The 23,245-nt window shown below is 68.5% G+C and carries 23 protein-coding genes; 4 read left to right on the top strand and 19 right to left on the bottom strand.

What is annotated here, in order from left to right:
• Window positions 1–128 precede the first annotated feature (128 nt).
• The 11 genes from V5D55_RS10965 to V5D55_RS10915 form a co-directional block, all read right to left on the bottom strand.
• Window positions 129–560, bottom strand: a complete 432-nt coding sequence (locus V5D55_RS10965) for a TA system VapC family ribonuclease toxin (protein ID WP_435742884.1) — start codon at window positions 558–560, stop codon at window positions 129–131.
• The gene (locus V5D55_RS10960) at window positions 557–805 is read right to left on the bottom strand and encodes a type II toxin-antitoxin system VapB family antitoxin (protein ID WP_435742882.1); all 249 of its coding nucleotides are present in this window, start codon (window positions 803–805) and stop codon (window positions 557–559) included. The genes V5D55_RS10965 and V5D55_RS10960 overlap by 4 nt, the downstream gene beginning before the upstream one ends.
• A 66-nt stretch (window positions 806–871) precedes the next feature.
• Window positions 872–2,539 carry an ABC transporter ATP-binding protein gene (locus tag V5D55_RS10955; RefSeq protein ID WP_435742880.1) on the bottom strand — a complete coding sequence of 556 codons (1,668 nt, stop codon included), beginning with the start codon at window positions 2,537–2,539 and terminating at the stop codon, window positions 872–874.
• 44 nt (window positions 2,540–2,583) lie between these two features.
• Complete coding sequence (locus tag V5D55_RS10950; RefSeq protein WP_435742878.1) at window positions 2,584–3,534, bottom strand: ABC transporter permease; 951 nt, start codon at window positions 3,532–3,534, stop codon at window positions 2,584–2,586.
• Between the two features lie 43 nt (window positions 3,535–3,577).
• Window positions 3,578–4,582, bottom strand: a complete 1,005-nt coding sequence (locus tag V5D55_RS10945; RefSeq protein WP_435742876.1) for an ABC transporter permease — start codon at window positions 4,580–4,582, stop codon at window positions 3,578–3,580.
• Between the two features lie 121 nt (window positions 4,583–4,703).
• Window positions 4,704–6,380 (bottom strand): ABC transporter substrate-binding protein, encoded by a 1,677-nt coding sequence (locus V5D55_RS10940; RefSeq protein ID WP_435742874.1) that lies wholly within the window; start codon window positions 6,378–6,380, stop codon window positions 4,704–4,706.
• A 174-nt stretch (window positions 6,381–6,554) separates the two neighbouring features.
• Window positions 6,555–7,421 carry a MurR/RpiR family transcriptional regulator gene (locus V5D55_RS10935; protein WP_435742872.1) on the bottom strand — a complete coding sequence of 289 codons (867 nt, stop codon included), beginning with the start codon at window positions 7,419–7,421 and terminating at the stop codon, window positions 6,555–6,557.
• 15 nt (window positions 7,422–7,436) lie between these two features.
• A complete protein-coding gene (locus tag V5D55_RS10930) occupies window positions 7,437–8,948 on the bottom strand; it encodes a glycoside hydrolase family 3 N-terminal domain-containing protein (RefSeq protein WP_435742870.1) in 1,512 nt (503 codons plus the stop codon).
• Complete coding sequence (locus V5D55_RS10925; RefSeq protein WP_435742868.1) at window positions 8,945–9,778, bottom strand: carbohydrate ABC transporter permease; 834 nt, start codon at window positions 9,776–9,778, stop codon at window positions 8,945–8,947. Before V5D55_RS10925 ends, V5D55_RS10930 begins: the two co-directional genes overlap by 4 nt.
• Window positions 9,775–10,749 carry a carbohydrate ABC transporter permease gene (locus V5D55_RS10920; protein ID WP_435742866.1) on the bottom strand — a complete coding sequence of 325 codons (975 nt, stop codon included), beginning with the start codon at window positions 10,747–10,749 and terminating at the stop codon, window positions 9,775–9,777. Before V5D55_RS10920 ends, V5D55_RS10925 begins: the two co-directional genes overlap by 4 nt.
• 14 nt (window positions 10,750–10,763) lie before the next feature.
• On the bottom strand, window positions 10,764–12,053 hold the full coding sequence (locus tag V5D55_RS10915; RefSeq protein ID WP_435742863.1) for a sugar ABC transporter substrate-binding protein: 1,290 nt from the start codon (window positions 12,051–12,053) through the stop codon (window positions 10,764–10,766).
• Between the two features lie 181 nt (window positions 12,054–12,234).
• On the opposite strand from V5D55_RS10915, the gene V5D55_RS10910 reads away from it, so the two are divergent.
• The 4 genes from V5D55_RS10910 (at window position 12,235) to V5D55_RS10895 (ending at window position 15,653) form a co-directional block, all read left to right on the top strand.
• Entirely contained in the window at window positions 12,235–13,482 is a 1,248-nt protein-coding gene (locus V5D55_RS10910; protein WP_435742860.1) for an LCP family protein, read from the top strand.
• A gap of 30 nt (window positions 13,483–13,512) precedes the next feature.
• The gene (locus V5D55_RS10905) at window positions 13,513–14,373 is read left to right on the top strand and encodes a spermidine synthase (protein WP_435742858.1); all 861 of its coding nucleotides are present in this window, start codon (window positions 13,513–13,515) and stop codon (window positions 14,371–14,373) included.
• Between the two features lie 216 nt (window positions 14,374–14,589).
• Window positions 14,590–15,117 carry a hypothetical protein gene (locus tag V5D55_RS10900; RefSeq protein WP_435742856.1) on the top strand — a complete coding sequence of 176 codons (528 nt, stop codon included), beginning with the start codon at window positions 14,590–14,592 and terminating at the stop codon, window positions 15,115–15,117.
• Window positions 15,118–15,164: 47 nt separating this feature from the next.
• Entirely contained in the window at window positions 15,165–15,653 is a 489-nt protein-coding gene (locus V5D55_RS10895; protein ID WP_435742853.1) for a SprT-like domain-containing protein, read from the top strand.
• 22 nt (window positions 15,654–15,675) lie between these two features.
• Here the strand turns inward: V5D55_RS10895 and V5D55_RS10890 are convergent, their stop codons facing one another.
• The 8 genes from V5D55_RS10890 to V5D55_RS10855 all read right to left on the bottom strand — a co-directional run bounded on the left by V5D55_RS10890 (window position 15,676) and on the right by V5D55_RS10855 (window position 23,245).
• Complete coding sequence (locus V5D55_RS10890) at window positions 15,676–16,107, bottom strand: DUF3054 domain-containing protein (RefSeq protein WP_435742850.1); 432 nt, start codon at window positions 16,105–16,107, stop codon at window positions 15,676–15,678.
• A gap of 75 nt (window positions 16,108–16,182) precedes the next feature.
• The gene (locus tag V5D55_RS10885) at window positions 16,183–16,875 is read right to left on the bottom strand and encodes a 2-phosphosulfolactate phosphatase (RefSeq protein WP_435742848.1); all 693 of its coding nucleotides are present in this window, start codon (window positions 16,873–16,875) and stop codon (window positions 16,183–16,185) included.
• 31 nt (window positions 16,876–16,906) lie between these two features.
• Window positions 16,907–18,367 carry an FtsX-like permease family protein gene (locus V5D55_RS10880; protein WP_435742845.1) on the bottom strand — a complete coding sequence of 487 codons (1,461 nt, stop codon included), beginning with the start codon at window positions 18,365–18,367 and terminating at the stop codon, window positions 16,907–16,909.
• Window positions 18,364–19,125, bottom strand: a complete 762-nt coding sequence (locus V5D55_RS10875) for an ABC transporter ATP-binding protein (protein ID WP_435742844.1) — start codon at window positions 19,123–19,125, stop codon at window positions 18,364–18,366. Before V5D55_RS10875 ends, V5D55_RS10880 begins: the two co-directional genes overlap by 4 nt.
• A 217-nt stretch (window positions 19,126–19,342) precedes the next feature.
• The gene (locus V5D55_RS10870) at window positions 19,343–19,978 is read right to left on the bottom strand and encodes a response regulator (protein WP_435742842.1); all 636 of its coding nucleotides are present in this window, start codon (window positions 19,976–19,978) and stop codon (window positions 19,343–19,345) included.
• A gap of 28 nt (window positions 19,979–20,006) precedes the next feature.
• Window positions 20,007–21,203, bottom strand: coding sequence for a sensor histidine kinase (locus V5D55_RS10865; RefSeq protein ID WP_435742840.1), 1,197 nt, complete (start codon window positions 21,201–21,203; stop codon window positions 20,007–20,009).
• 59 nt (window positions 21,204–21,262) lie between these two features.
• Window positions 21,263–22,054, bottom strand: a complete 792-nt coding sequence (locus V5D55_RS10860; RefSeq protein WP_435742837.1) for a class I SAM-dependent methyltransferase — start codon at window positions 22,052–22,054, stop codon at window positions 21,263–21,265.
• A gap of 30 nt (window positions 22,055–22,084) precedes the next feature.
• Window positions 22,085–23,245, bottom strand: a complete 1,161-nt coding sequence (locus V5D55_RS10855) for an AMP-binding protein (RefSeq protein WP_435742834.1) — start codon at window positions 23,243–23,245, stop codon at window positions 22,085–22,087.

The raw sequence follows: 23,245 nt of genomic DNA, 5'->3' as shown, positions 1-23,245 counted from the left end.
CTCAACGAATGCCGACCACCATATGAGGGCAGGGAGAAGCGAGCGCAACTACCAACTATACGTGCGATTCTGCGACATGGCAAGCTCAGTCCTTGACCAATCTCGGATGCTGCGGTAAAAGCGTCCGATCAGGCAGCGGAGGGGTCGATCAGGCGGAGCCCCTCGAACCGCGCCAGCCCGCGATCGAAGGACGCCAGTGCTGCTCCATGCTCGATCGCGAGGGCCGCGTGATATGCGTCGGGGACGTCGTTTCCCCGTGCTCCCGCCTGACGCACGAGGCGGTCGAAGACCCGCCAGTGCCGCTCCCCCGGACGCAGGATACGTGTCCCCGGGGCGGCGATCGCGTTCCGGCAAGCATCCATGGCCTCTGCGGGCTCGGACGGCGGTACGAAGATACGGGGATGGGTCATCAGTCGAACGGCGCCCGACAGGGCCAATTCTGAAACCCCGATCATCTCGCCCTCGGCGCGCACCGATGCGAGCCAATCGGACACGCGCTGATGCTGCGCGTCGTCGGGGCGAAGAACTGGCAGCCAGATGTTGACGTCGAGAAGGATCACAGATCTTCCATCAGATCGAGCATGGCGGAGTTGCTGCGCCAATTGACGCCGGGGCGCATTCCCAGCCCGCCCGCAACTTCTATCCCTACATCCGCCCAGGAGAAATCGACGACCGGTTGCTTCCGCTCGGCGAGATACTCGCGAAGCGCGTCATCGACGACATCTCCGAGAGACGCGTGCTTCTTCCCTGCGATGACCTTGATCTCAGCGAGGAGATCGTCGTCGATGTTGACTGTGGTGCGCATCCCTCAACGCTACGCGCATCATGATGCGTCGTCAATGCATCATGATGCGCGCAGGCGCCCTGAGAGTCAGGACGCGATGTTGAGCTCGTTCCCCGGGATCGACGCCAGCAGACGGCGCGTGTACGGGTCGCGGGGGTTCGTGAAGATCTCCTCCGACGACGCCGCCTCGACGAGCTTCCCGTCCTTCATCACGCAGACGTAGTCGCTGATCAACCGCACCACCGCGAGGTCGTGCGAGATGAAGAGGTAGCTCAGGCCGTACTCCCGCTGCAGGTCGCCGAGCAGCTTCAGGATCTGGTCCTGCACCAGCACGTCCAGTGCGGAGACCGGCTCGTCGCACACGATCACATCGGGCGAGAGCGCAAGAGCCCGCGCGATCGCGACGCGCTGCCGCTGTCCACCAGAGAGCTCGGACGGATACCGGCGCAGCATCGACTGCGGCAGTGCCACGTCGTCGAGCAGCTGCCGCACGCGCTTGCGCCGCTCCGCACTGCTCCCCCGCTTGTAGAAGTCCAGCGGCTCAGCGATCAGACGTTCGATCGTGAACATCGGGTTCAGGCTCGAGTACGGATCCTGGAAGATCGGCTGCACCTGCTGGCGGAAGTTCTTCGTCTCCGCCCGGCTGAGCGTCGAGATGTCCTTGCCTTCGTAGCGGATCAGGCCGCTCGTGGGCTCGATCACCTTGAGCAGCATCCGCGCCGTCGTGGTCTTGCCCGAACCGGACTCCCCCACGATCGCGACCGTCTCCCCGCGGGGGATCGCCAGCGAGACGCCGTCGACGGCCACGAAGTCGTCACCGCGGCCGCGCACGGGATAGACCTTGGTGAGGTTCTCGATCTCGACGATGTTGTCCTTCGGCTTCTCGGCCTCGGCGGCAACGTCGTCCCGGGTCGCGGCGGCCCGGTCCTCGGCGTGGAACACCTCCGGCCGCAGGCGCGCTGCCGCGACGGACGGCGCCGCGGCGACGAGCGACTGCGTGTACGGGTGCTGCGGTGATTCGAGGATCTGCCGTGCCGAGCCCTGCTCCACGACCTTGCCGCGGTGCATCACGATGACCCGCTCCGCGCGCTCGGCCGCGAGGCCGAGGTCGTGCGTGATGAGCAGCACAGCGGTTCCCAGATCGCGGGCCATCGCCCCGATCTGGTCGAGGATCGTCTGCTGCACCGTGACGTCGAGCGCGCTCGTGGGCTCGTCGGCGATCAGCAGCCGCGGCTTGCACGCCAGACCGATCGCGATGAGCGCCCGCTGGCGCATGCCGCCGGAGAACTCATGCGGATACTGCTTGGCACGGCGCTCCGGGTCGGGCAGGCCCGCCGCGGTCAGTGCTTCCACGACCTTCGCCTGCACGTTCTGACGGTTGGCGAGTCCATGCGCCAGGAGCGTCTCCGCCACCTGCGTGCCGATCTTGGCGACCGGGTTGAGGTTCGACATCGGGTCCTGTGGAACGAGACCGATGTCACGCCCGCGGATCATCCGGAGTTCGTGCTCCGTTGCCCGCGAGATCTCCTTGCCGTCGAGGCGGATGCTGCCGGACGCGATCTTGCCGCCGCCGGCCAGCAGGCCGATGATGGCCATCGCGGTGGTGGACTTGCCGGAACCCGACTCCCCCACGATCGCGACGGTCTCCCCCGGACGGATCTCGAGGTCCACCCCCTCCACGGCATGGACGACGCCGTCCATCGTGGCGAAGTCCACGGCGAGACCCTCGACGGACAGCAGCGGAGCGCTGGACATCTCATTCTCCTTCGCGGCGCTCTTCGCGCCATCGTTCCGCGCGTTCATCGTGCCCTCGTCCGGGGGTCCATGGCCTCGCGCAGCGCCTCACCGAACAGCGTGAATCCGAGTGCGGTGATCGCGATGCAGATACCGGGGAGGAACGCCAGCTGCGGGGCGATCGCGAGCTCGCTCTGAGCGTAGGTCAGCATCCGACCCCATTCCGCCGTCTCGGGGCGACCGCCGCCGAGACCGAGGAACGACAGCGCGGCGGCGTCGATCACGGCGGTGGCGAGCGTCAGAGTGCCCTGCACGATCACGGGCCCGATGGCGTTGGGGAGCACGTGCGTCATCGTGATCCGCCCGCGACCGAGCCCGAGCGTCTGCGCGGACAGGACGTAGTCGCTGGAGCGCTGCTGCAGCATCGATGCCCGCAGCAGTCGCGCGAAGATCGGCACGCTGGACGCACCGATGGCGATCATCACCGCGAACGGCGTCTGCCCGAGGATCGCGGCGATCGACACAGCGAGCAGCAGGTTCGGGACCGAGAGGATGATGTCGACGAAGCGCATGATGATCGTGTCGACCCAGCCGCCGAAGGTGCCGGCGAGGAGCCCCAGCAGCATTCCGCCGGCTAGGCCGAGTGCTGTGGAGATGACGCCGACGAGGAGCGATGCCTGCGCACCCCAGATCAGTTTGGAGAGCACGTCGCCGCCGAAGCGATCGAGGCCGAGCGGGAACCCCGCTACCTCTCCGGGACCGGGGATGTCTGTCGGGGTGATGAACTTCGCGCCGGGAAGAGCGGTCTCCGGGTACGGCGCGAGGACAGGGGCGAGAATCGCGACGAGCAGGAACAGCAGCACGATGACGGCGCCGACCCAGGCGGTGGGGTTGCGGCGGAGTCGGCGGAACACGTCGCGCCAGAAGCCGCCTGGCCCGTCGTTGAGGCCGGCCTGCGCGATGGCGACCGTGTCGATGATTCCGGCGCCCTGGGCGGGAGGGAGTGCGGCGCTCATGACGCGGACTCCTCTCGGGCGGCCGTTCGAGTTTCCAGGGACATCACTGCACCCTCACTCTCGGATCGATGAAGCTGTATGAGACGTCGACCGCGAGGTTGATCAACGCGTAGGCGATCGCGATGAAGATGATGAACCCCTGGAGGACAGGAAAGTCGCGGGAGAAGATCGCCCGCGCGAGGAACGATCCGATGCCGGGGAAGGCGAACACCGTCTCGGTGAGCACCGCCCCGGAGATCAGAAGGCCGGTCTGCAGGCCGATCGTGGTGATCACCGGCAGCATGGCGTTGCGCAGGATGAACCTGTTCCGAAGCGTCGGCGCGCCGACGCCCTTGGCCCGGCCGGTACGCACGTAGTCGGCGTTCTGCACCTCGAGGACGCTCGCCCGGGTGATGCGCACGATGATCGCGAGCGGGATGGTGCCGAGCGCGAGCGCCGGGAGGATGAGATGCACGATCGCATCCCAGGATGCATCGAACTCCCCCGTGATGATGCCGTCCCACACGTAGAAGCCGGTGGGATGGGTGGCGTCGATCCGCGGATTCTGGCGCCCGTCGGAGGGCAGCCAGCCCAGCTGGACGGCGAAGACGTATTTCAGGATGAACGCCAGGAAGAACACCGGGATGGTGATGCCGATCAGGCTCAATACGACGGAGGCGTGATCGGTGAGCTTCCCGTGTCGGCGGGCAGCCCAGTAGCCGAGCGGGATGCCGACGCCGATCGCGAAGATCAGCGCCATCACGCTCAGCTCGATCGTCGCGGGGAACCGCCGGAAGAACTCCTCGACCACCGGCCGGGAAGTGACGATCGATGAGCCGAAGTCACCCTGGATCAGCCGACCCATCCAGATGAAGTACTGCTCGAGGATAGGGCGGTTGAAGCCGTAGAGCTCGTTGATCCGCTCGATGGCCTCCGGGGTCGCCTTCTCGCCGAGAAGAGCGACGGCGGGTCCGCCGGGGAGGGCCCTGACCCAGGCGAACAGCAGGATGCTGAGGCCGAGCAGGGTGGGAATGAGGAACAGCAGTCGCCTGCCGATGGTGCGCAGCACGAAGATCTCCGTCGATCGGATGCGGCGGCCTTCGTCTCGCTCCTCGCTCAGGAACCGGTTTCAATCCGGTTCCTGAGCGAGGAGCAAAGCGACGAGACGAAGGACGCCGCGTCGGTCAGGCTTACTTGGTGAGGACGATGTCCGTGAAGACCTCGTCGTTCACCGGGCTCGCCGGGTAGCTCTTCACGCGGGAGTCGAACGCCAGGGTCGGCGCCGGGTGCGCGAGCGGGACACCGGGGATGAACTGCGCGACATCCTCGTTGATCTCCTCGTAGAGCGGCGTCTGCTCCTCGAGGCTGGAGATGCCACGCGCCTCGGTGAGCTTCTGGAACAGCTCGGGGTTGTCGAAGCCCCACTCGGAGCTCTTCTGGCCGAAGAAGACGCCGACGAAGTTGTCGGTGTCGTTGTAGTCGCCGGTCCAGCCGAGCAGGTGGATGCCGTGGTCGGAACCAGCGGTGATCTTCTCCAGGTAGTCCGGGTTCCAGGCATCCGTCACCGGGTTGACCTTGACGCCCACCTCGGCGAGCTGCGACGCGAGGACGGTGTAGATCTGCTCGGGGTCCGGCATGTAGGGACGCGAGACGTTGACCGGGTAGTTGAAGGTCAGCGTCAGGGGCTTGTCGGCGGTGTAGCCGGCCTCCTCGAGCAGCGCCATCGCCTTGTCCGGGTCGTAGTCGAAGGTGGTGACGTCCTTGTTGTATCCGTTGACGACCGGCGGAACGAACTGCGTCGCCTTCTCCGTGCCTGCCGGGAGCACCTGCTTGATCAGCGCGTCCTTGTCGACGGCGTACGAGAGCGCCTCACGGACCCGGATGTCCTGCAGCTCGGGCACCACCTGGTTGAAGGCGAGGTAGAGCACGGTGAACGGCGGACGGGAGACCATCGTGAATCCATCGTCCTCGAGTGCCTGGCTGTCTGCCGGGCCGACGAGGTCGAAGCCGTCGATGTCGCCGGCTTCGAGCGCCTGGCGGCGCGCGGTCGGGTCATCGATCGTGCGGAAGATGATCTCGTCGATCTGGCCCTTCTCACCCCAGTAGTCGTCGTAGCCGGTCAGCGTGACCTGCTCGCCCGGAGCCCACTCCTCGAACTGGAACGGGCCGGTGCCGACCGGGTGCGCGGTCGCGTACTCGGAGAGCACGGGGGCCTCGGCGGTGCCGCTGACCTCGTCCGCGCCGAACTCCTCCAGCGCCGAGGGGCTCTGCATCCCGAAGGCCGGCAGCGACAGCGAGGCGACGAACCCGGCGAAGGGCTTGTTCAGCTCGATCGTGACCTTGGCGTCACCGTCCGGGGTGCACGACTTGTAGACGGCATCCGCGGCGTTCGAGGAATAGCCCTTGAAGAGCTTGTTGTAGTAGTAGCCGAGCGCCTCGGACGCGGCGAGACCCGTCCAGTTGAACCAGCGGTCGAAGTTGAAGCAGACGGCCTCTGCGTTGAACGGCGTGCCGTCGTGGAAGGTCACGCCTTCCTTGAGGGTGAAGGTGTGCGACATGCCGTCTTCCGCGGACTCCCAGCTCTCGGCGAGCAGCGGGGCCGGGTCGGCCGTTCCGGGTTCGGTGCCGACGAGGCCCTCGAACATCTGACGCGAGACGCGGAAGGTCTCGCCGTCCTGAGCAAAGGCCGGGTCGAGGCTTGCCGGGTCGGACGACGCCGCGAACACGAATGTGCCGTCGACATCACCGGCGGGTTCGTCTCCGTTGTCGCCTCGGTCGCTGGCGACGCATCCCGCCAGGGTGAGAGCAGCGATCGCTGCTCCGGTGATGGCGATGAGTCCCCGCCGTCGTGTGACTGTGTGGTGCATTCTGTGACCTTCCCTGTAGGGCGCTTCTCTGCACGTCCCGGAGCCTCTTCGCTCCGGACACGATGATGCCTAGACGCTACCCAGTGAATTCTCAGAAACCAAACACCCGCATGTTGCGATCCGGTATCGACCAGTCCGCCATATCGGTATTCCGGCGCTGAACCGGCGTCCACGTCAGCGCCGGCGGCGGGGAGCGGCAGCGTCGTGCGTCAACCGCAGGGACACGGCGACCGGTTCCCCCCGGTGCTGCACGACCCGCACGAAGAGCACGTCGACGAGGGCGAGCGCGGCGATCCGGCTCGACATCGCCGCCATGCGGAACGGGGACTCGATCGCGTGGGTGAGCAGCACGACGTCGGCGACCAGAGCGAGCGCCGACTCGGGGGCGCTGGTGACCGCGACGGCCAGCGCGCCGGCATCGTGAGCGACTTCGAGCGCGCGGATGGTCTCCTGGGTCTCCCCGCCGTGCGAGAAGGCGATCGCCACGTCGTCCACGGTGCGCAGCGACGCCGTGGTGACCGCGAGGTGCGGGTCGGGCGAATGCGACACGGAGCACCCGATCCGAGCGAGCTTCAATTGCAGGTCCTGCGCGGTCAGCGATGAGGCCGCCTGCCCGAACAGGTCGATATGACGGGCCGCCACGATGGCCCGAGCGACACGATCGAGACCGGCCGCATCGATCGCACGAGCGGTCTTCTCGATCGCGTCGATCTCCATCGCGGCGAGCTTCGCGGCGATCGCGACCGGCTCGTCGTCCGGGTCGATCGCCGTGCTGTCCAACCCGAATCGCGCCTGCTGGGCCTGCGCGAGCGTGATCGTGCGCGCGACAGCCACGCGCAGTTCCCGGTAGCCGCTGTACCCGAGCGACTGCGCGAAGCGCGCCACAGTCGACAGGGACGTGTGGCAGAGCTTCGCGAGATCGTTGATCGCGAGGTCGACCACGAGGGTCGGGTCGCCCAGGATGGTCTCCGCGACGCGCGCCTCGGCCGCGCTCAGCTTCGGCAGTGAGCGCCGCACCAGTGCGAGAACGTCAGCGTCCATGAGCGGGTTCCGGCTTCAGCCGGCGATTCCTGGCCCCTCCGGAACAGAGACGCGGCCCAGCAGCGTCTCCCGGGCGATCTCGGCGCCGAGCCGACTGGCCGCGGCGACCTCCACGGTCGGGAGCGGCAACGGATGCCGGGCCGGCAGCCCGACGTTCACGACAACCGCACTCGGGTCGCGCACCGCAGCCCGCTCGACGAGGGCGCGCTGCGCAGGGTCAGCATCCGGCCGATCGATGAGCAGCACGGTGGTCCCGGCGGCTGCGACGATCTGGTCGAGTATCCGGTCCTGATCGGGCAAGGGACTGCTCGCGACATCGAGCCGCACGCTGACGCCGTCGGCGACGAGGCTGCGGGTCACGTATCCCGCGGCGCTGTCGACCGCAAGAGAGGAGCGACGGCGCGCATCGACGACGGACAGAGCGGATGCCGCGATTGGGGCCCCGCCCACGACGGTGACGGCGCGCCGGACGATCTCCGCGCCGTCGAGCTCCTCGACCGGGTCGTGCTGCTCCGCGGCGGCGGAGCGGAGCTTGGCGGCGAGCGCGGCGACCCGGCCCGCGGCTTCCTCGACCCGCGCTCGCGACAGCGATCCGTTGCGGAGTGCGGCGACGATCCCATCCCGCGCCGCGAGGAAGTCCTGCCGGTCCTGGTCGGGCAGCGCGGCGTCTCCCGGGTTCGTCGGGTTGCCGATGCAGAGCAGGTCGGCGCCTGCGGCGAGCGCGAGGGCAGCGCCCCCATCGATGCCGACGGTCTCGCGGATGGCGGCCATGTCGAGCGCATCGGTGATGATGACCCCGTCGAACCCCCACTCGCGCAGCATCCGCAGCACCCGTGGATTGAGCGTCGCGGGCGCCTCTCCCCAGGCGGGCACGACGATGTGCGCCGTCATCACGGCGTCCACTCCGGCGTCGATGGCGGCGCGGAAGGGCTCGAGGTGCACGCGCTCGTACTCCTCGATGTCGAGCGAGATCTCGGGAAGGGCGTGATGCGAATCGAGATGCGTGTCGCCATGCCCCGGGAAGTGCTTGACGCACGCCGCGACGGCACCGTCCTGAATGCCGTCCACCGTCGCGACGACATGTCGCGAGACCAGCGCTTCATCTTCCCCGAAAGCACGAACGCCGATGACCGGGTTGCGCGGGTCGGTGTTCACGTCCGCAACGGGCCCGAGCACGACGTTCGCACCGACCGCCCGCACCCGCCGGGCGAGCTCCGCGCCGGTCATCTCCGATGCGACGAGGTCATCCAGCAGACCGAGCTGCGCCGCCCCGGGCACCGTGGAACCTGTGGCCGACTCGAGCCGCGTGACGCTGCCGCCCTCCTCGTCGATGCCGATCAGCGCGTTCGGGTTCGCCGCCAGGATCTCATCGCTGAGAGCCAGGAGCCCGTCGCCGACGTTCTGCCCGAAGTACACCACTCCGGCGAGGCCGGCGCTCAGCTCCTCCCGGAGCCAGGTCGGCGCTTCGGTGCCGAGGAACCCCGGCCAGAGCACGCCGTTCGCCAGCCGCTCGAGTTCGGCGCTCATCCCTTCACCGCTCCTGCCACCATTCCGGAGGCGAGCCGCCGCTGCACGATCACGAAGAAGATCATGACAGGAACCGTGATGATGGTCGAGGCCGCCATGATGCTCCCCCAGTCGTTGGAGTGCAGGCCGAAGAACGACTTCAGACCGATCGACACCGTGTACTGGTCGGTTTCGGCACCCAGGATCGTCATCGCGAAGATGAATTCGTTCCACGCCGTGATGAAGCTGAAGATACTGGTCGCGACGAGACCCGGCATCACGAGCGGCAGCAGTACGGAACGGAACATCCGCCACCAGCTGGCGCCGTCGATGTACGCCGCCTCTTCGAGCTCGACCGGAACGGCGGCGACGAAGCCGCGCAGCATCCAGATGCCGAAGGCGAGCGAGAGCGCGACGTACACGACCATCAGTCCGAGGATGCTGTTCAGCAGGCCCAGGGTCTTCACCTGCAGGAACAGGGGGATCACGAGCGCTTCGAGCGGCACCATCTGCACGACGAGGATCATCATGAGGATCGTCGTGCGGAACTTGAAGCGGAAACGGGCCACCGCGACGGCGGCGAGCAGGCAGACGAGTGCGCTCACGAGCACGGTGACGAGTGCCACGATGGCGGAGTTGCGGAGGAAGGTGCCGAAGCCGCCGTCGGTGAGCACGAAGGCGAAGTTGTCGAAGGTGAACTCCTGCGGCAGCAGGGACTGCCCGCCGCTCGAGGCCTTGCCGTCGAAGGCGCTGGAGACCATCCAGTACACGGGGAAGAGCGTGAAGATCAGGACTGCGGCGACGGCGATGCCGAGCCCGATCCGGGAGCGGAGCGAAGCGCGGGGGTTCACAGCTCGTCCTCCTTCATGAGGGACCGGATGTAGACGATCGTGATGCCGATCAGCACGAGGGTGAGAAGCACGGCGAGCGCAGCCCCGAAGCCGTAGCGGTTCTGGCCGAACGACTCGACGTACGACCAGACACCGAGGTTGAGCACCGAGCGATTGCCGCCGGAGCCACCCGGCATCAGATACACCTGCGCGAACACTTTGAAGTCCCAGATGGTCGACAGGATGATGACGACCGAGAACACCGGCTTGAGCGTCGGGAAGATGATCTGCCAGAAGCGGCGCCAGGCGCCGGCTCCATCGAGGGCCGCGGCCTCGAGCATCTCCTTGGAGACGCCGAGGAGCCCGGCGAGCACGGTGATCGCGACGAACGGGAAGCCGTGGTGCACGACGTTGAGGAGCACGATGGCGTAGAACGACCACTGGTTCGTGAACCAGTTGACCGAGCCGTCCATGAGGCCGAGGTCCCGGAGGACCGCGTTGAAGATGCCACGGTCGGCATCGAAGATGAAGGTCCAGACGTAGGTGCCTGTCACGGCGGGCATCGCCCAGGCGACCATGATGCAGCTCGAGACGATCACACGCCAGGTGGTGCCGAGGCGGGCGAGCAGCAGGGCGACGAGCGTGCCGACGGCGACGGTGACGAACACGGCAACGGCCGCGAAGCCGACCGTGTTCGGCAGCACGACGGTCCAGAGCGTCGGGTTGGTGAGCGCCTCGGCGTAGTTCTCCAGGCCGATCCAGTTGTTCTCACCCGTGTTGATCTCGCGCAGGCCGTAGTCCTGCAGCGAGTAGATGACGACCTGGACGAGCGGCCAGAGCATGAGCACCGCGAGGATCGCCAATCCGGGCGCCAGAAGGAGCCACGGGCGGGCCTTGATGAGCGAGATTCCCCGCTTCGGCCGGCCACCGGCCACGGAGGCGGAGGGAGACTCCGTCTTCGTGGCCGGCAGCGGCGCTTGCACCATCGACATGGAGGGTGAGTGCCTTACTTCTTGTTGAGGAGGTCGGTCATCTCGGCCGCGGCATCCTTCGTCGCGGTCTTGACGTCCTTCTGGCCGCTGAGGATGGCCTGGATCATCGCGTTCGTCGTCTTCTTCGCCTGCACGGCTCCGAAGTTCGGCGTGACGGGAACGGATGCTCCGCCGTCGACCATCTGTTCGGCGAACGGGGCGACGAGCGGGTCGGTCGAGGCGAGCGCCTCTTCCATCGCGGACTGGACGCCCGGGAAGTAGCCGGTCTCGTTCGACCACTGCTCGGCGAACTCGCCGGTGGTCATGAGCTTGACGAACTCCCACGCCAGGTCGGCGTTCTTCGTGGTGTTGAAGATCGAGAGGTGCGACCCTCCGAGGACGGACGGAGCGATGCCGCCGTCTTCGCCGGGGATGACCGCGGCGCCGATCTTGCCCTCGAGGTCGGGGTTCGCCTCGATGAGCGCCTTCGGAGTCCATGAGCCCGAGAGCATCATGGCGACGTTGCCCTGCGTGAACGCGTCGCGGAGATCGGTCTCCTTCCAGGTGGTGGCACCTGCCGAGGAGAAGCCGTGCTCGGTGGCGAGGCCCGTGTAGAACTCGATACCGGCCTGCGACTCGGAGCTGTCGAGCTCGCTGGTCCACTTGTCGCCGTCCTGCGTGGCGATCTCTCCGCCCGCACCCCAGACCCAGGGGTAGACCTGGAACTCGGCGTCGCCCGCGACCGGGAACGGCAGCATGTCGGGCTTCGCGGCCTTGATGGCTTCACCGGCGGTGACGATGTCGTCCCAGGTCTTCGGGGCGTCGAGCCCGAGCTCCTCGAACACGTCGGTGCGGTAGACGATCGAGCGGACGCCCGCGTACCACGGCATGCCGTATAGCGCGTCGTCATAGGTGCCGGCCACCGTGAGCCCTTCGACGAGGTCGTCGCGCAGCCCCTTCTCGGCGTCGACGTAGTCGTCCAGCTCCTCGAGCGCGCCGGCGTCGGCGAACTCGGCGGTCCAGGTGGTGCCGGTCTCGGCGATGTCAGGCGTCGTGCCGCCGGCGATCGACGTCACGAAGCGATCGTGGGCGTCGGCCCACTGGATCTCTTCGATGGTGACCTTCGCTCCGGTCTCCTCTTCGAAGGCCTCGGAGACCTTGTCGTAGAAGGCGGTCGCGTCGGGGTTGGTGCCCTTCATGATCCAGACGGTGAGCTCCTGGCCCTCTCCGTCGGTACCACTGCCAGTGCTGCCACCGGCGCAGGCTGCGAGGCCGAGCGTGGCCGCAGCGCCCAGCGCCACGACCGGAAGAATGCGCTTGTGCATCAGGGGATCTCCTCTTCGAAATTTCTCCTGGCGGGCATCGGCTGCTCACCTGGTAGGAAAAAGTATCCACGACTAACTAATTGCCTGCAAGTTACTCTCACAATCGTCATGCCCCCGTAACATCGGCAGCTCCGGGGAGGCGCACGGCTTCCTCTCCGGAGCCATGGGTAGGCTCCCGAGCATGGTTCGCAGTCAGAAGCGCGGCGGGCGCGACACGGTCGCCCGGCACGCAACCCTCCCCACGCCGAGCGCCGGGAAGACATTCCTCAAGTTCTTCGGCATCTCGCTGGGCGTGGTCCTCGTCTCCGCGATCGCCGTCGCGGCGTTCGTCGTGACCGACCTCTTCAACCGGGTCGGCGACGATGCGGAGGTGCTCGAGGGGTCGTCAGAGGTCCAGCCTCCGACGGTCGGCGCCTTCCCCGCGGACCAGGCGTTCAGCATCATGATCGTCGGCACCGATGAGTGCGGCGAGATCACGACGCAGCTTCTCGGCCCGCGCTGCTCCGAAGCCGATGGAGGGGTGCTCAACGACGTGAACCTCCTCATCCATGTCTCCGCCGAGCCCCGTAACGTGACCGTGGTCTCGCTCCCCCGCGACCTCGGCGTCCCGGTGCCGGAGTGCACGCGAAAGGACGGATCCGTCGCGTCCTCGATGTCGAAGCAGCCCATGAACTCGGTCTTCGACCACGCCGGCCTCTCCTGCGTCGTGAAGACGGTGAGCGAGCTCGGCGATATCCCGATCGACTTCGCCGCCAAGATCAGCTTCGACGGCGTGATGGAGATCACCGACGCGATCGGCGGCGTCGAGGTCTGCATCGGCGGCGACGGCATCCGCGACCCGAAGACGGACATCGACTGGGCAGCCGGCCCGCGCACGATCTCCGGCTACGACGCCCTCAAGTTCATCCGAACGCGCAACGGCGTCGGCGACGGCAGCGACCTCGCGCGCATCTCCAACCAGCAGCAGTACATGTCGCGTCTGGCGAAGAAGATCCTCAGCGAGGAGACGCTGACCGACGTGCCGAAGGTGCTCCGACTCGCGAACGCGGTCGCCGACAACATCGTGCCGAGCGAGTCGCTGAGCGACCCGCTCCGGTTGGCCCAGCTCGCGCTCGCGCTGAACGATGTGCCGTTCAGCGACTTCGTGTTCGTGCAGTACCCCAACGTCGAGGACCCCGAGAACTCGAACAAGGTCGTGCCCAACGAGCAGGCTGCCGATGCGCTCTGGGCGGCGATGAAGTCCGGGCAGCCGCTGCAGTTGACCGGAGACGTCGCCACGCACTCGGGTGTCGAGCTCGTCACTCCGGCTCCGGGGTCGACACCGGACCCCACGTCCACGGCGACCCCGGCGCCCCGGGCGACGCTGCCGCCGGAGATCTCCGGCCAGACCGCCGAGCAGGAGACCTGCGCCAACGGCAAGCAGCGGTGATGCCCGCCGCTGCCGCGTAGGCTCGACCTCATGGGCCGGACGCGATCGCGAGACACCGAGCATCCGCAGGCCCGACTCGACCACGGCGGCATCGCCCGGATCGTGCCCTCGGAGTTCACCAGCGGGTTCGAGCTGATCGTCGACGACACCCCGCAGTCGCACGTCGATCTCGACGATCCGACGCACCTGCACTTCGAGTACATCGTGCGCATGGGCGCCGTCATCGACCAGCTTCCCGAGGGTCCGCTGACCGCCGTGCATCTCGGTGCGGGCGCCCTGACGATCCCCCGCTACATCGATGCCACCCGGCCCGGATCCCGCCAGCAGGTCATCGAGCTCGAGGCCCCGCTCGCACAGCTCGTCCGTGAGCACCTGCCCCTGCCGAAGAGTGCGGGTATCCGCATCCGGATCGGCGATGCGCGCGAAGGCGTGTCCCGCCTCCCCGCCGCCCTGCAGGCACAGTGCGACCTCGTCGTGTCGGACGTGTACTCGGGTGCGCAGACCCCCGCGCACCTCACCAGTATCGAGTTCTACCGCGAGCTCGCGGCCCTCCTCGCCCCGAGCGGCGTGCTGCTGGTCAACGTCGCCGACGGGCCGGGCCTGGCATTCGCGCGGCGGCAGGCGGCCACGATCGCCGACGTGCTCCCTGAGGTCGGCATCCTCGCCGACACGCAGGTGCTCAAGGGGCGTCGGTTCGGCAACCTCGTGATCGCCGCATCCACCGCTCCCCTGCCGACCGAATGGCTGCCGCGCATGCTCGCCGCGGGCCCGCATCCGGCGAAGATCGCCCAGGGCGCGGAGGTGCAGGCGTTCGTGCAGGGAGCCCGGATCGTGACCGATGCGGATGCCGTGGCATCACCCCGACCGAACGCCTCGCTGTTCCTGCGCTGACTTCGCGCGTGATGTGCGGGCATCTGCCTGTCCCGATCTGCGGATGGTGTCCCGATTCGCGGATGCTTTCGCGCGAAGCATCCGCAAATCGTGACCAGGTCCGCAGATCGTGCCCCATAGGGACTTCCGGAACGGATGCCGAGGCGTGGGGCGCGCCGCCCCGTCGAGGTCTTGCGCGGCAGGCAGACTGGACGGGGACGCTGCGGAAGGAGAGCAATGAGTTTCATTCAGGGATATGACCAGGAGACCCTCCGCGAGCACGTCGATCTCGACGAATGCGCCGCTCGTCTCGCAGAGATCGAGTCGCAGCGCAGCCTGCCGGCGCTGCTCGAGCGTGTGTGGCTGCTCAAGGTGCTCGATCGGCTCGACGAGGCCCTCGTCCTGGCCGATGAGACGGTGCGTCAAGCGCGCATGGCCGGGACGCGCAAGGATGTGCTGAGGGCACGGGTGCTGCACGCGACGATCCTGCAGTATCGCGGGGCCTACGCCGCCGCGGAGCAGGAGCTGGCCACGTGCGCGGACGAGGCGGAGGGGCAGCGGTGGATCTCGATCGCCGCGTTCGCCCACCACCACCACGGCAAGAACGCCTACGACGCGGGCGACTACGAAACAGCCCGCGAGAGCTTCAAGCGTTCGCTGTTCCTCCGACGTGAGGCGGGTGCCGAAGATCGCGACCTCGAGACCGCACTGCTGGCGATCGAAGCGGCGGAGCGCCGGCGTTCCACGCAGCTCGTCGCGGGATGAGCGCACGCCTGGCCCGCGATGTCGGCGGGATGGCTTAACCTGAGCGCATGGCGGAACTTGACCGTGTGCGCATCTGGGGTGAAGCACTGATCAGACTGCATCTCGATGACAGCTGGTCGTTCGACTTCGACCACGCCAAGCGCCGTGCCGGACTTTGCGACTACACGAAGAAGCGCATCACCGTCTCGCGATATCTCGCGGCGCGCTTCGACGACGACGAGATCCATCAGGTGCTCCTGCACGAGGTGGCGCACGCCATGGCCGGACACACCGCCGCCCACGGAGCAGCCTGGAAACGCGTCGCCCGCGACATCGGGTACGTCGGCGGCACCACGCATCGCGGAGAGACCGCCGTCGAGCTCGCGCCCTGGGTCGGCCGCTGCCCCGCCGGGCACGTCACCTATCGCCACCGCCGTCCCACGAGAGCCACCTCGTGCGCGCGGTGCTCTCGCACCTTCGACCCCCGGCACGTGTTCGCCTGGACGCGTCGTGAGATCACGACCGACACCCGTCTCGCCGCGCAGATGTCGCGCTGAAACGTCCGATCAGAACGCCGGATCAGACCGCTCGATCGTCGGATTCCTCGGATGCTGCGGCATCCGCTTCGTGTTCCCCCTCGGCCGGTCGCGGGGTCGTGCGCCGCCGGCGCAGCAGCGCCGCGATCGCGCGCCACCCGACGAGGAAGACGCCGAGCACGAGCGTCGCGACGATGATGAAGGGCACCTCGGCCGTGTCGCCGCTGAGAACTCGCACGAGCATGCCGCCCGCCACTGTCACGACCCAGACCAGCGCACCCCACGCGAGCGACCACGGTCGGCGCGGACGCCCCGGCAGGAGAGCAGCGAGAAGGTGCCCGACGACCAGGGCGATCAGGAACGGCCATGCCGTGAGCAGGAACTCCGCCGGGCTCTCCTGATGCGACGCGCGTCCGATCGCGGCGAAGATCAGCACGAACAGGGCGTCGACGATGACAGCGGGGAGGTACCTCATGCCATGACCCTACGTGTCGACCGCGCCGTCGGCGCGCGCTCCGCGGCGGGTTGCCGACGGCGCCGTGGGCCCGGGTCAGACCGTCTGGGGAAGGAACCGCGTGAATCGACCGTCGCGCAGGACCGGGACCGCATCGACGGCGTCGAGGGCGGCAGCATCCGTGGTCGAAGCCGGCACCACACCGGATGCCGCCATGCGGGCGGTCGACGGCACGCCGATCTCGAGCTCTCGCGCCGAACCGCTCGCGCTGAGCAGGTGCCGCAAAGCGCGTCGGAGAGCACGGAACCCCTCGGCGGCGACGGCGGCATCCGGCGCGGTGTGATCGATGCCCAGGTCGGTGAGAGCGGCGATGATCGCGCCGGCACCGAGCTGATCCTCGACCGCGAAGCGGAGGCCGCCGGCGGGATCGACCTCTCCTGCAGCGATGATCGCCACCGAGGTCCGTGCCTGGCGCTGTTCCTGCACGGTCTGCACTGCACGTGCCACGGCCGACGCATTGCGGATGCCGCCGACGAACACCGTCGTCTCGATGTTCGCGGCGACAGCGGATGCGGAGGCAGCGGACACCACCGCCGCGCCGTTGCTCGACCACTCCACCGCGTCGGCCAACTCGATCTCGGAGCCCGCAGCGACGGCATCCGCCAGCGTCGAGGAGAATCGGAGCACGTCGACGACCACGACGATGTCGGCCGGGGCGAGACGGGCGAGACCCGCGATGCCCCAGTCGAGACGGACCTGATACGTGGACTGATCGAACGGCGACGGCATCCGTCCAGCCTAGAGGCGCAGCGCGTCGGCGTCAGTCCGCCGCGAGTGCCTCGACGGGAGCCACCCGGGTCGCCAGTCGCGTCGGTGCAGCGGCCGCAACCAGGGTGAGCACGGCGGTCGCCACGACGATGATCGCGATCGGGATCCACGGGATCTGCGGAGCCACGAGACCGGCGGGTTCGAAGTCGGGCAGCGTGGGCACCGACCCGAGCAGCGACTGCGCGGCGATCCAGCCGTAGACGACGCCCAGCACGAGCCCCGTCAGTGTCGCTGCCACCGTGATGTGCGTGGCCTCGAGCAGCACCATGCGGCGCACCTGACCGTTCGACAGACCGATCGAGCGCAGCAGTCCGAGCTCGCGTCGACGCTGCACGACACCGATCGTCAGCAGATTGACGAGGCCGACGGCGGCGATCACCGCGGAGACCGCGACGAGCACCATCATGATCGAGGCGAATGCGTCGTACGGTGCGAAGAAGTCCTCTGGGACGTCGCCCCCGGTCTGGTTCATCATCAGCCGCTTGGCCGATTCCATCGCGACAGCGAACATCGTCACGAGCGTCACGCCCATCACCACGCCGATCGCCATCCGCGAGGAGCGTTCCGGGTAGCGCAGCGCGTTCTCGGCGGCGAGCCGGGCGGTGGCGCTCGATCCGAACATCCGACCGACCAGGCGCAGGACCGGCGGCATGAACATGACGGATCCGAGCGCCAGGCCGGTGAACGAGAGGACGCCGCCGACGAACGAGACGACCACCCCGACCGGACTGAGCAGGCCGGCGAAGACGCCGCCCGCGAGCAGTACTGCTCCGACGACGAGCAGGATCCATGCGCCGATGTGACGGCTCGGCTTGCCGGACACCTCCTCGTGCGTGCGCTCGACCGAACCGCCGAGAGCCTGCAGCGGTGTCACCGACAGCACGCGACGCGAGCCCGCCCAGGCGGCCGCCCACGTCGTGAGTGCGACACCGATGGCCGGCAGCGCGATGAAAGGCTGCGCGAGCGTGAAGCCCGACGGGTCGTTGACGATGAGCTGCGAGCCCACCAGCACGCCGGCAGCAGAGACCACGAGACCGGCGAGCAGACCGATCGCCGCTCCCAGCACCCCGACGACGAGTCCCTGCTTGCCGACCTCGGCTCGCTGGGATCTGGCGGTGGCACCGATCAGGCGCATGAGGGCGATCTGCCGGGTGCGCCCGGCGATGATGGTCGCGAAGGTGTTGGCCGTGACGATCGCGGCGACGTACATGGCGACAGCGGTGAGCAGGACCGAGAGCAGCGCGACCACGAAGGCGAGCGTCTCGCTGTCGCCGATGAGGGGATCGGCCTGCAGCACCGCGCCGATGTAGGCCGTGACCTCGACGAGGATCACGCCGAACGCCGCAGACAGTCCGGCGACGAGGATGCTGGCGCCCATGCCGCGGTCGCGGAGCCAGCCGAAGCGGGGGCCGGTCGCGGCCGTCTCGGGCACGAGAGTAGCGACGGCGGTCATGCCGCCACCTCGGCGGCGAGCATGTACGCGGAGATCTGCTCCGCGGTCTGGCGCGGGTGGTCGGCGACGATGCGTCCGTCTCCGAGGTACAGCACCCGGTCGGCGTGACTCGCCGCGATGGCGTCGTGGGTGACCATGGCGATCGACTGGCCGTGCTCGCGGCTGGCCGTGGCGAGCAGCTGCAGCACCTCGCGTCCGGTCTTGGAGTCGAGGTTGCCGGTGGGCTCGTCGGCGAAGACGAGGTCGGGTGCGGTGGCGAGAGCACGGGCGATCGCGACGCGCTGCTGCTGTCCGCCGGAGAGCTCGTGCGGGCGGTGGTTCAGCCGTGAACCGAGGCCGAGCGTCTCGATCAGACCGTCGATGCGGGCTCGCTCGATCGCGCTCGGACGACGCCCGTCGAGCTCGAATGGCAGCATGATGTTGCCCAGCGCATCGAGGGTCGGCACGAGGTTGAACGCCTGGAAGATGAAGCCGACGCGGCGCCGGCGGAGGATCGTGAGGTCGAGGTCTCCGAGCCCGGTGATGTCGGTGTCACCGATCCAGGCGCGTCCTTCGGTGGGGCTGTCGAGTCCGGCCATGATGTGCATGAGCGTGGACTTGCCTGATCCCGAGGGGCCCATGATGGCGGTGAACTGGCCGCGGCGGATGCCGACGCTGACGTCGTCGAGCGCGCGGACGGTCCCTTCACCCGAGCCGTAGGTCTTCTTCAGGTGCTGGACGCGGGCGGCGAGCCCGAGGTCGGTGGTCGTGATCTCCATGCCTCCACGCTATTTTCCGCGGCCACCGCGGCGCGTCGCCCGGAGGAGGCATCCGTCGTACATCGCAAGGATGATCCGCGCGGCGACGATTCGCGGACAGGCCGACGGTTCGAGGAGGGATTCGGGTGGATTCGTCCGCGAATCGTCATCGCCTCCGCGAATCGTCATCGCCTCCGCGAGGCGTCGGGGGCGCAGGCCGGAGCCCGGCGGATGCCGATCAGGTGAGGCCGTGCTCGAACGCGAAGACGACGAGCTGCACCCTGTCGCGCAGCGCGAGCTTCGTGAGGATACGACTGATGTGGGTCTTCACCGTGGCCTCGCTCAAGTACTCGCGCCCGGCGATCTCGGCGTTCGACAGTCCTCGCGCGGCGAGCGCGAAGATCTCCTTCTCGCGGTCGGTGAGGTCGGCGAACTGCGGCGGCACGGGCTTGGGCGCCTCGGCGAAGTGCTCGAACAGATCGCGAGTGGCGGATGCCGCGATCACGCTGGATCCCGCGTGCACGGTGCGGATCGCGGCGAGCAGGAACTCCGGGTCGGCCTCCTTGAGGAGGAAGCCGCTCGCCCCCTGACGGATCGCTCGGGCCGCGGCCTCGTCGAGGTCGAACGTGGTGAGCATGACGATGCGCGGGGGCTCGGGTCGCGTGAGGATCTCGGCGGTCGCCGTGAGACCGTCCATCACCGGCATCCGGATGTCCATCAGCACCACGTCGGGGCGGCTGGTGCGCACGACCTCGAGCGCCTCCTGCCCGTTGCCCGCTTCACCGACCACCTCGAGGTCGGGCTGCGACGCGACCAACATGCGGATGCCGGCCCGGAACAGCGCCTGATCGTCGACGAGGACGACTCTGATCATGCGTGCTCTCCCTGGTCGTGCGGATGCGTCACTGCCCGTCCCCGAAATCGGCTGCAGCCTGGATGGGGAGCGAACCTCGGACGACGAACTGCGCGCCTCGACGCTCGGCTTGAAGACTACCGCCGACGAGCTGCGCACGCTCTCGCATGCCGATGAGGCCGTGTCCGCCGGAGGCAGCAGGCGCATCACCGACGACCGTGTTGCGCACCTCGACGTCGACGCGGTCGGGCAGCCACGCGAGGTGCACGTGGACCGTGCCGTCGCCGTGCCGGATCGCGTTGGTGAGCGCCTCTTGGAGGATGCGATAGACGGCCAGTTGGATCGCTCCCGGCGGCTCGCCCGGCGGCATCGGGTCGACCGTGACGAGCGGCTCGACGCCCGCCTGTCGCACCTGCGCGAAAAGCGCCTCGAGGTCGGCGAGCGTCGGCTGCGGCCCGTCGCCCTGACGGTGGCGGAGCTGGGTGAGCAGCATCCGCACGTCGCTCAGTGCGCCGCGGGCGGTCTGTGCGATCGTGCCCAGCGCCTCCGTGGCCATCTCCGGCTTCGTCGCAGCGGCGTATCTGGCGCCGTCGGCCTGCGCGATCACGACGGCGAGCGAGTGGGCGACGACGTCGTGCATGTCCCTCGCGATGCGCACGCGTTCCTGCTCCTCGGCAGCGACGGACTCGGCCTGGAGTTGTGCCGAGCGCGTGCTCCGAGCCCGCAGCACGACCCGCCAGAGCAGCCCGCAGACCCAGGCGAAGCCCAGGGCGAGCACCGAGACGATGAGCAGGAGCACACCGCCGGTGAGCCGGTCCCATCCGCTGCCTGTCCCGAAGGACACACCGCTCACGAACACCATGTACACGGCCGCGATCAGACCGCCGAGCAGCGTCGAACCGAATCCCCACCAGAGCACCCGCCGGGTGCCCCACGCGGCGGTCGCGTAGAGCACGAGCAGGATGGCGAGGTCGATGGGGAGCGGACCGAATCCTGCGAGCATCTGCACGGCCGCACCCGCCCATGCGGCGCCGAGCGCCAGGCCGGGGGCGAGGCGACCGATCGCGACGCCACCGAACATCAGGATGCCGGCGACGACCACTGCTCCGACGCTCGTGCCCTGGATCACGGTGCCGCCGGTGCTCGGCCCGTAGAGCACGACCGAGGTCGGCATCAGGACGAGGAAGAGCAGCGCCGCCCCGACGATGTCGAGGATCAGCGCCGTGCGGGAGAGCGGACGGATCACTCCCCCACGCTACGCGAGCGCCTCACGCCCGGCATCCGTCTCGAGATGTATCCGAGTACCTACGCCCGGCAGAGAATCTCGCCGTGCGGCACGAGGAACCAGCCGTCGCCGTCGTCGGCCCAGCTCTTCCAGGCATCGCTGATCGCCTGCAGATCGGCGGGCGTCGCCATCCCCGTGTCGACGAGCTGTCGCGCGAGGGCCGATTCGAGGATGCGGTCGGCCCACATGCCGCCCCACCACGCACGCTCGGCCGCCGATGCGTAGCACCAGGTGGATGCCGTCGCCGTGACATCTGCGAAGCCGGCAGCCCGCGCCCAGGACAGCAGTCGCCTGCCGGCATCCGGCTCTCCGCCATTGGCGCGAGCGGCCTGCTGGTAGAGCGCCAGCCAACGGTCGAGAGCGGGGATCACCGGGAACCACAGGAAACCCGCGTAGTCGGCGTCGCGAGCGGCCACGATGCCGCCGGGTATCGTGACGCGCCGCATCTCGCGGAGGGCCTGCACGGGGTCGCCGACGTGCTGCAGCACTTGGTGCGCGTGCACCACGTCGAAGGAGTGGTCGGGGAAGGTCAGGGCGTGCACGTCCTCGACCGAGAAGTCGAGATTGGTGAGGCCTCGGGCGGCGGCCAGATCCCGCGACAGCGCGAGAGCGTTCTCGTCGATCTCGGTCGCGGTGACGTGGGCGACGACGCCGGCGAAGTCCGCCGTGATCGTTCCCGGCCCGGCTCCGACGTCGAGGAGACGGGTCGTGGCTGTGAGGTGCGGTCGCAGGTACGCGGCGGAGTTCGCGATGTCGCGCACGTTGTGCGACCGGAGGACGGATTCGTGATGTCCGTGCGTGTACGAGGCCATGCGCTTCAGTCTGGCAGTTGCGCCATCGGCTCAGTGCAGTGCGGCGACCGCCCGCCGGATCGCCTCGCGGTCGGGCTTGCCGGAGGCGAGCAGCTCCAGCTCGTCGACCAGGATGAGCCTCGTGGGCCTCGCGGGGGCTCCGATCTCCTCCGCGACGGCGTCACGCGCGTGCGCCAGCTGTTCGGCCTCGCTGCGCCGAAGCGCCTCTCCCCGTGCGGCGACGATGACCGAGGCCTCGCCCCACCGTGCGTCTTCGACGCCGACGACGACCGCACCGGTGAGCCCGGGAATGCGGCGCACGATCCGCTCGACGCGGTCGAGGGAGATGTTGATGCCACCCGACACGATCACGTTGTCGGCGCGACCGTGGACCCGCACGACGCCATCTTCCACGAGCCCCAGATCGCCCGTGCGATACCAGCGGATGCCGTGCTCATCGCGCAGGAAAGTGCGCGCGGTCAGCGTTGCGTCTCCCAGATAGCCTTCGGCGAGCATGGGTCCGGCGATGCGGATCTCGCCGTCGACGGAGTGAACGCTCACCGTGTCGAGCGGCACTCCGTCGTACACGCATCCGCCGCTGGTCTCGGTCGACCCGTAGGTGCGCACGAGTCGCACCCCGAGGTCGGCCGCCTGCTCGCGCAACGGCTCCGGCAGCGACTGGCCGCCGACGAGGATCGCGCGATATGCCTGCAGCGCGGCGCGCACGGAGGCGTCGTCCGCGGCATCGAGCAGCGTCGAGATCTGGGCCGGTACGAGGGAGGTGAACAGCTCCGGGATGCCGGTGGCCGGCCCGTCCGAGGGACGCAGCATCGCCAGGGTCGCCTCGGCGAACGACCGCGGCGAGAACCTGCCGTCGATCGTCGCGGGCTCCGTGCCCGCCAGGATCGAACGGACCAGCACCTGGAGGCCGGCCACGTAGCCGGCGGGCAGGGCGAGCAGCCAACGCCCACTGCCGATGCGGGCAGCGGTCGCCTCAGCGCTCGCGCGCAACGCCTCCCCGCTCAGGGCGACCCGCTTGGGGATACCACTCGAACCGGACGTCGCGATGACCGCCGCGACCCCATCCGACACCTGATCCGGCGCGCCCGCGAGCATCCCGAACCCCACGGCCGGACCACCCTCCAGCGCGCGCTGCAGCACGATGCGCAGCTGCGCCGGATCTTCGGCATCCGTCGGGATCAGGGCGACCAT

This window comes from Microbacterium sp. PMB16 (assembly GCF_051294855.1).
Classification (GTDB): Bacteria; Actinomycetota; Actinomycetes; order Actinomycetales; family Microbacteriaceae; genus Microbacterium.
Note: the sequence above shows the minus strand (reverse complement) of the source record. Positions and strands in the feature narration are given on the sequence as shown.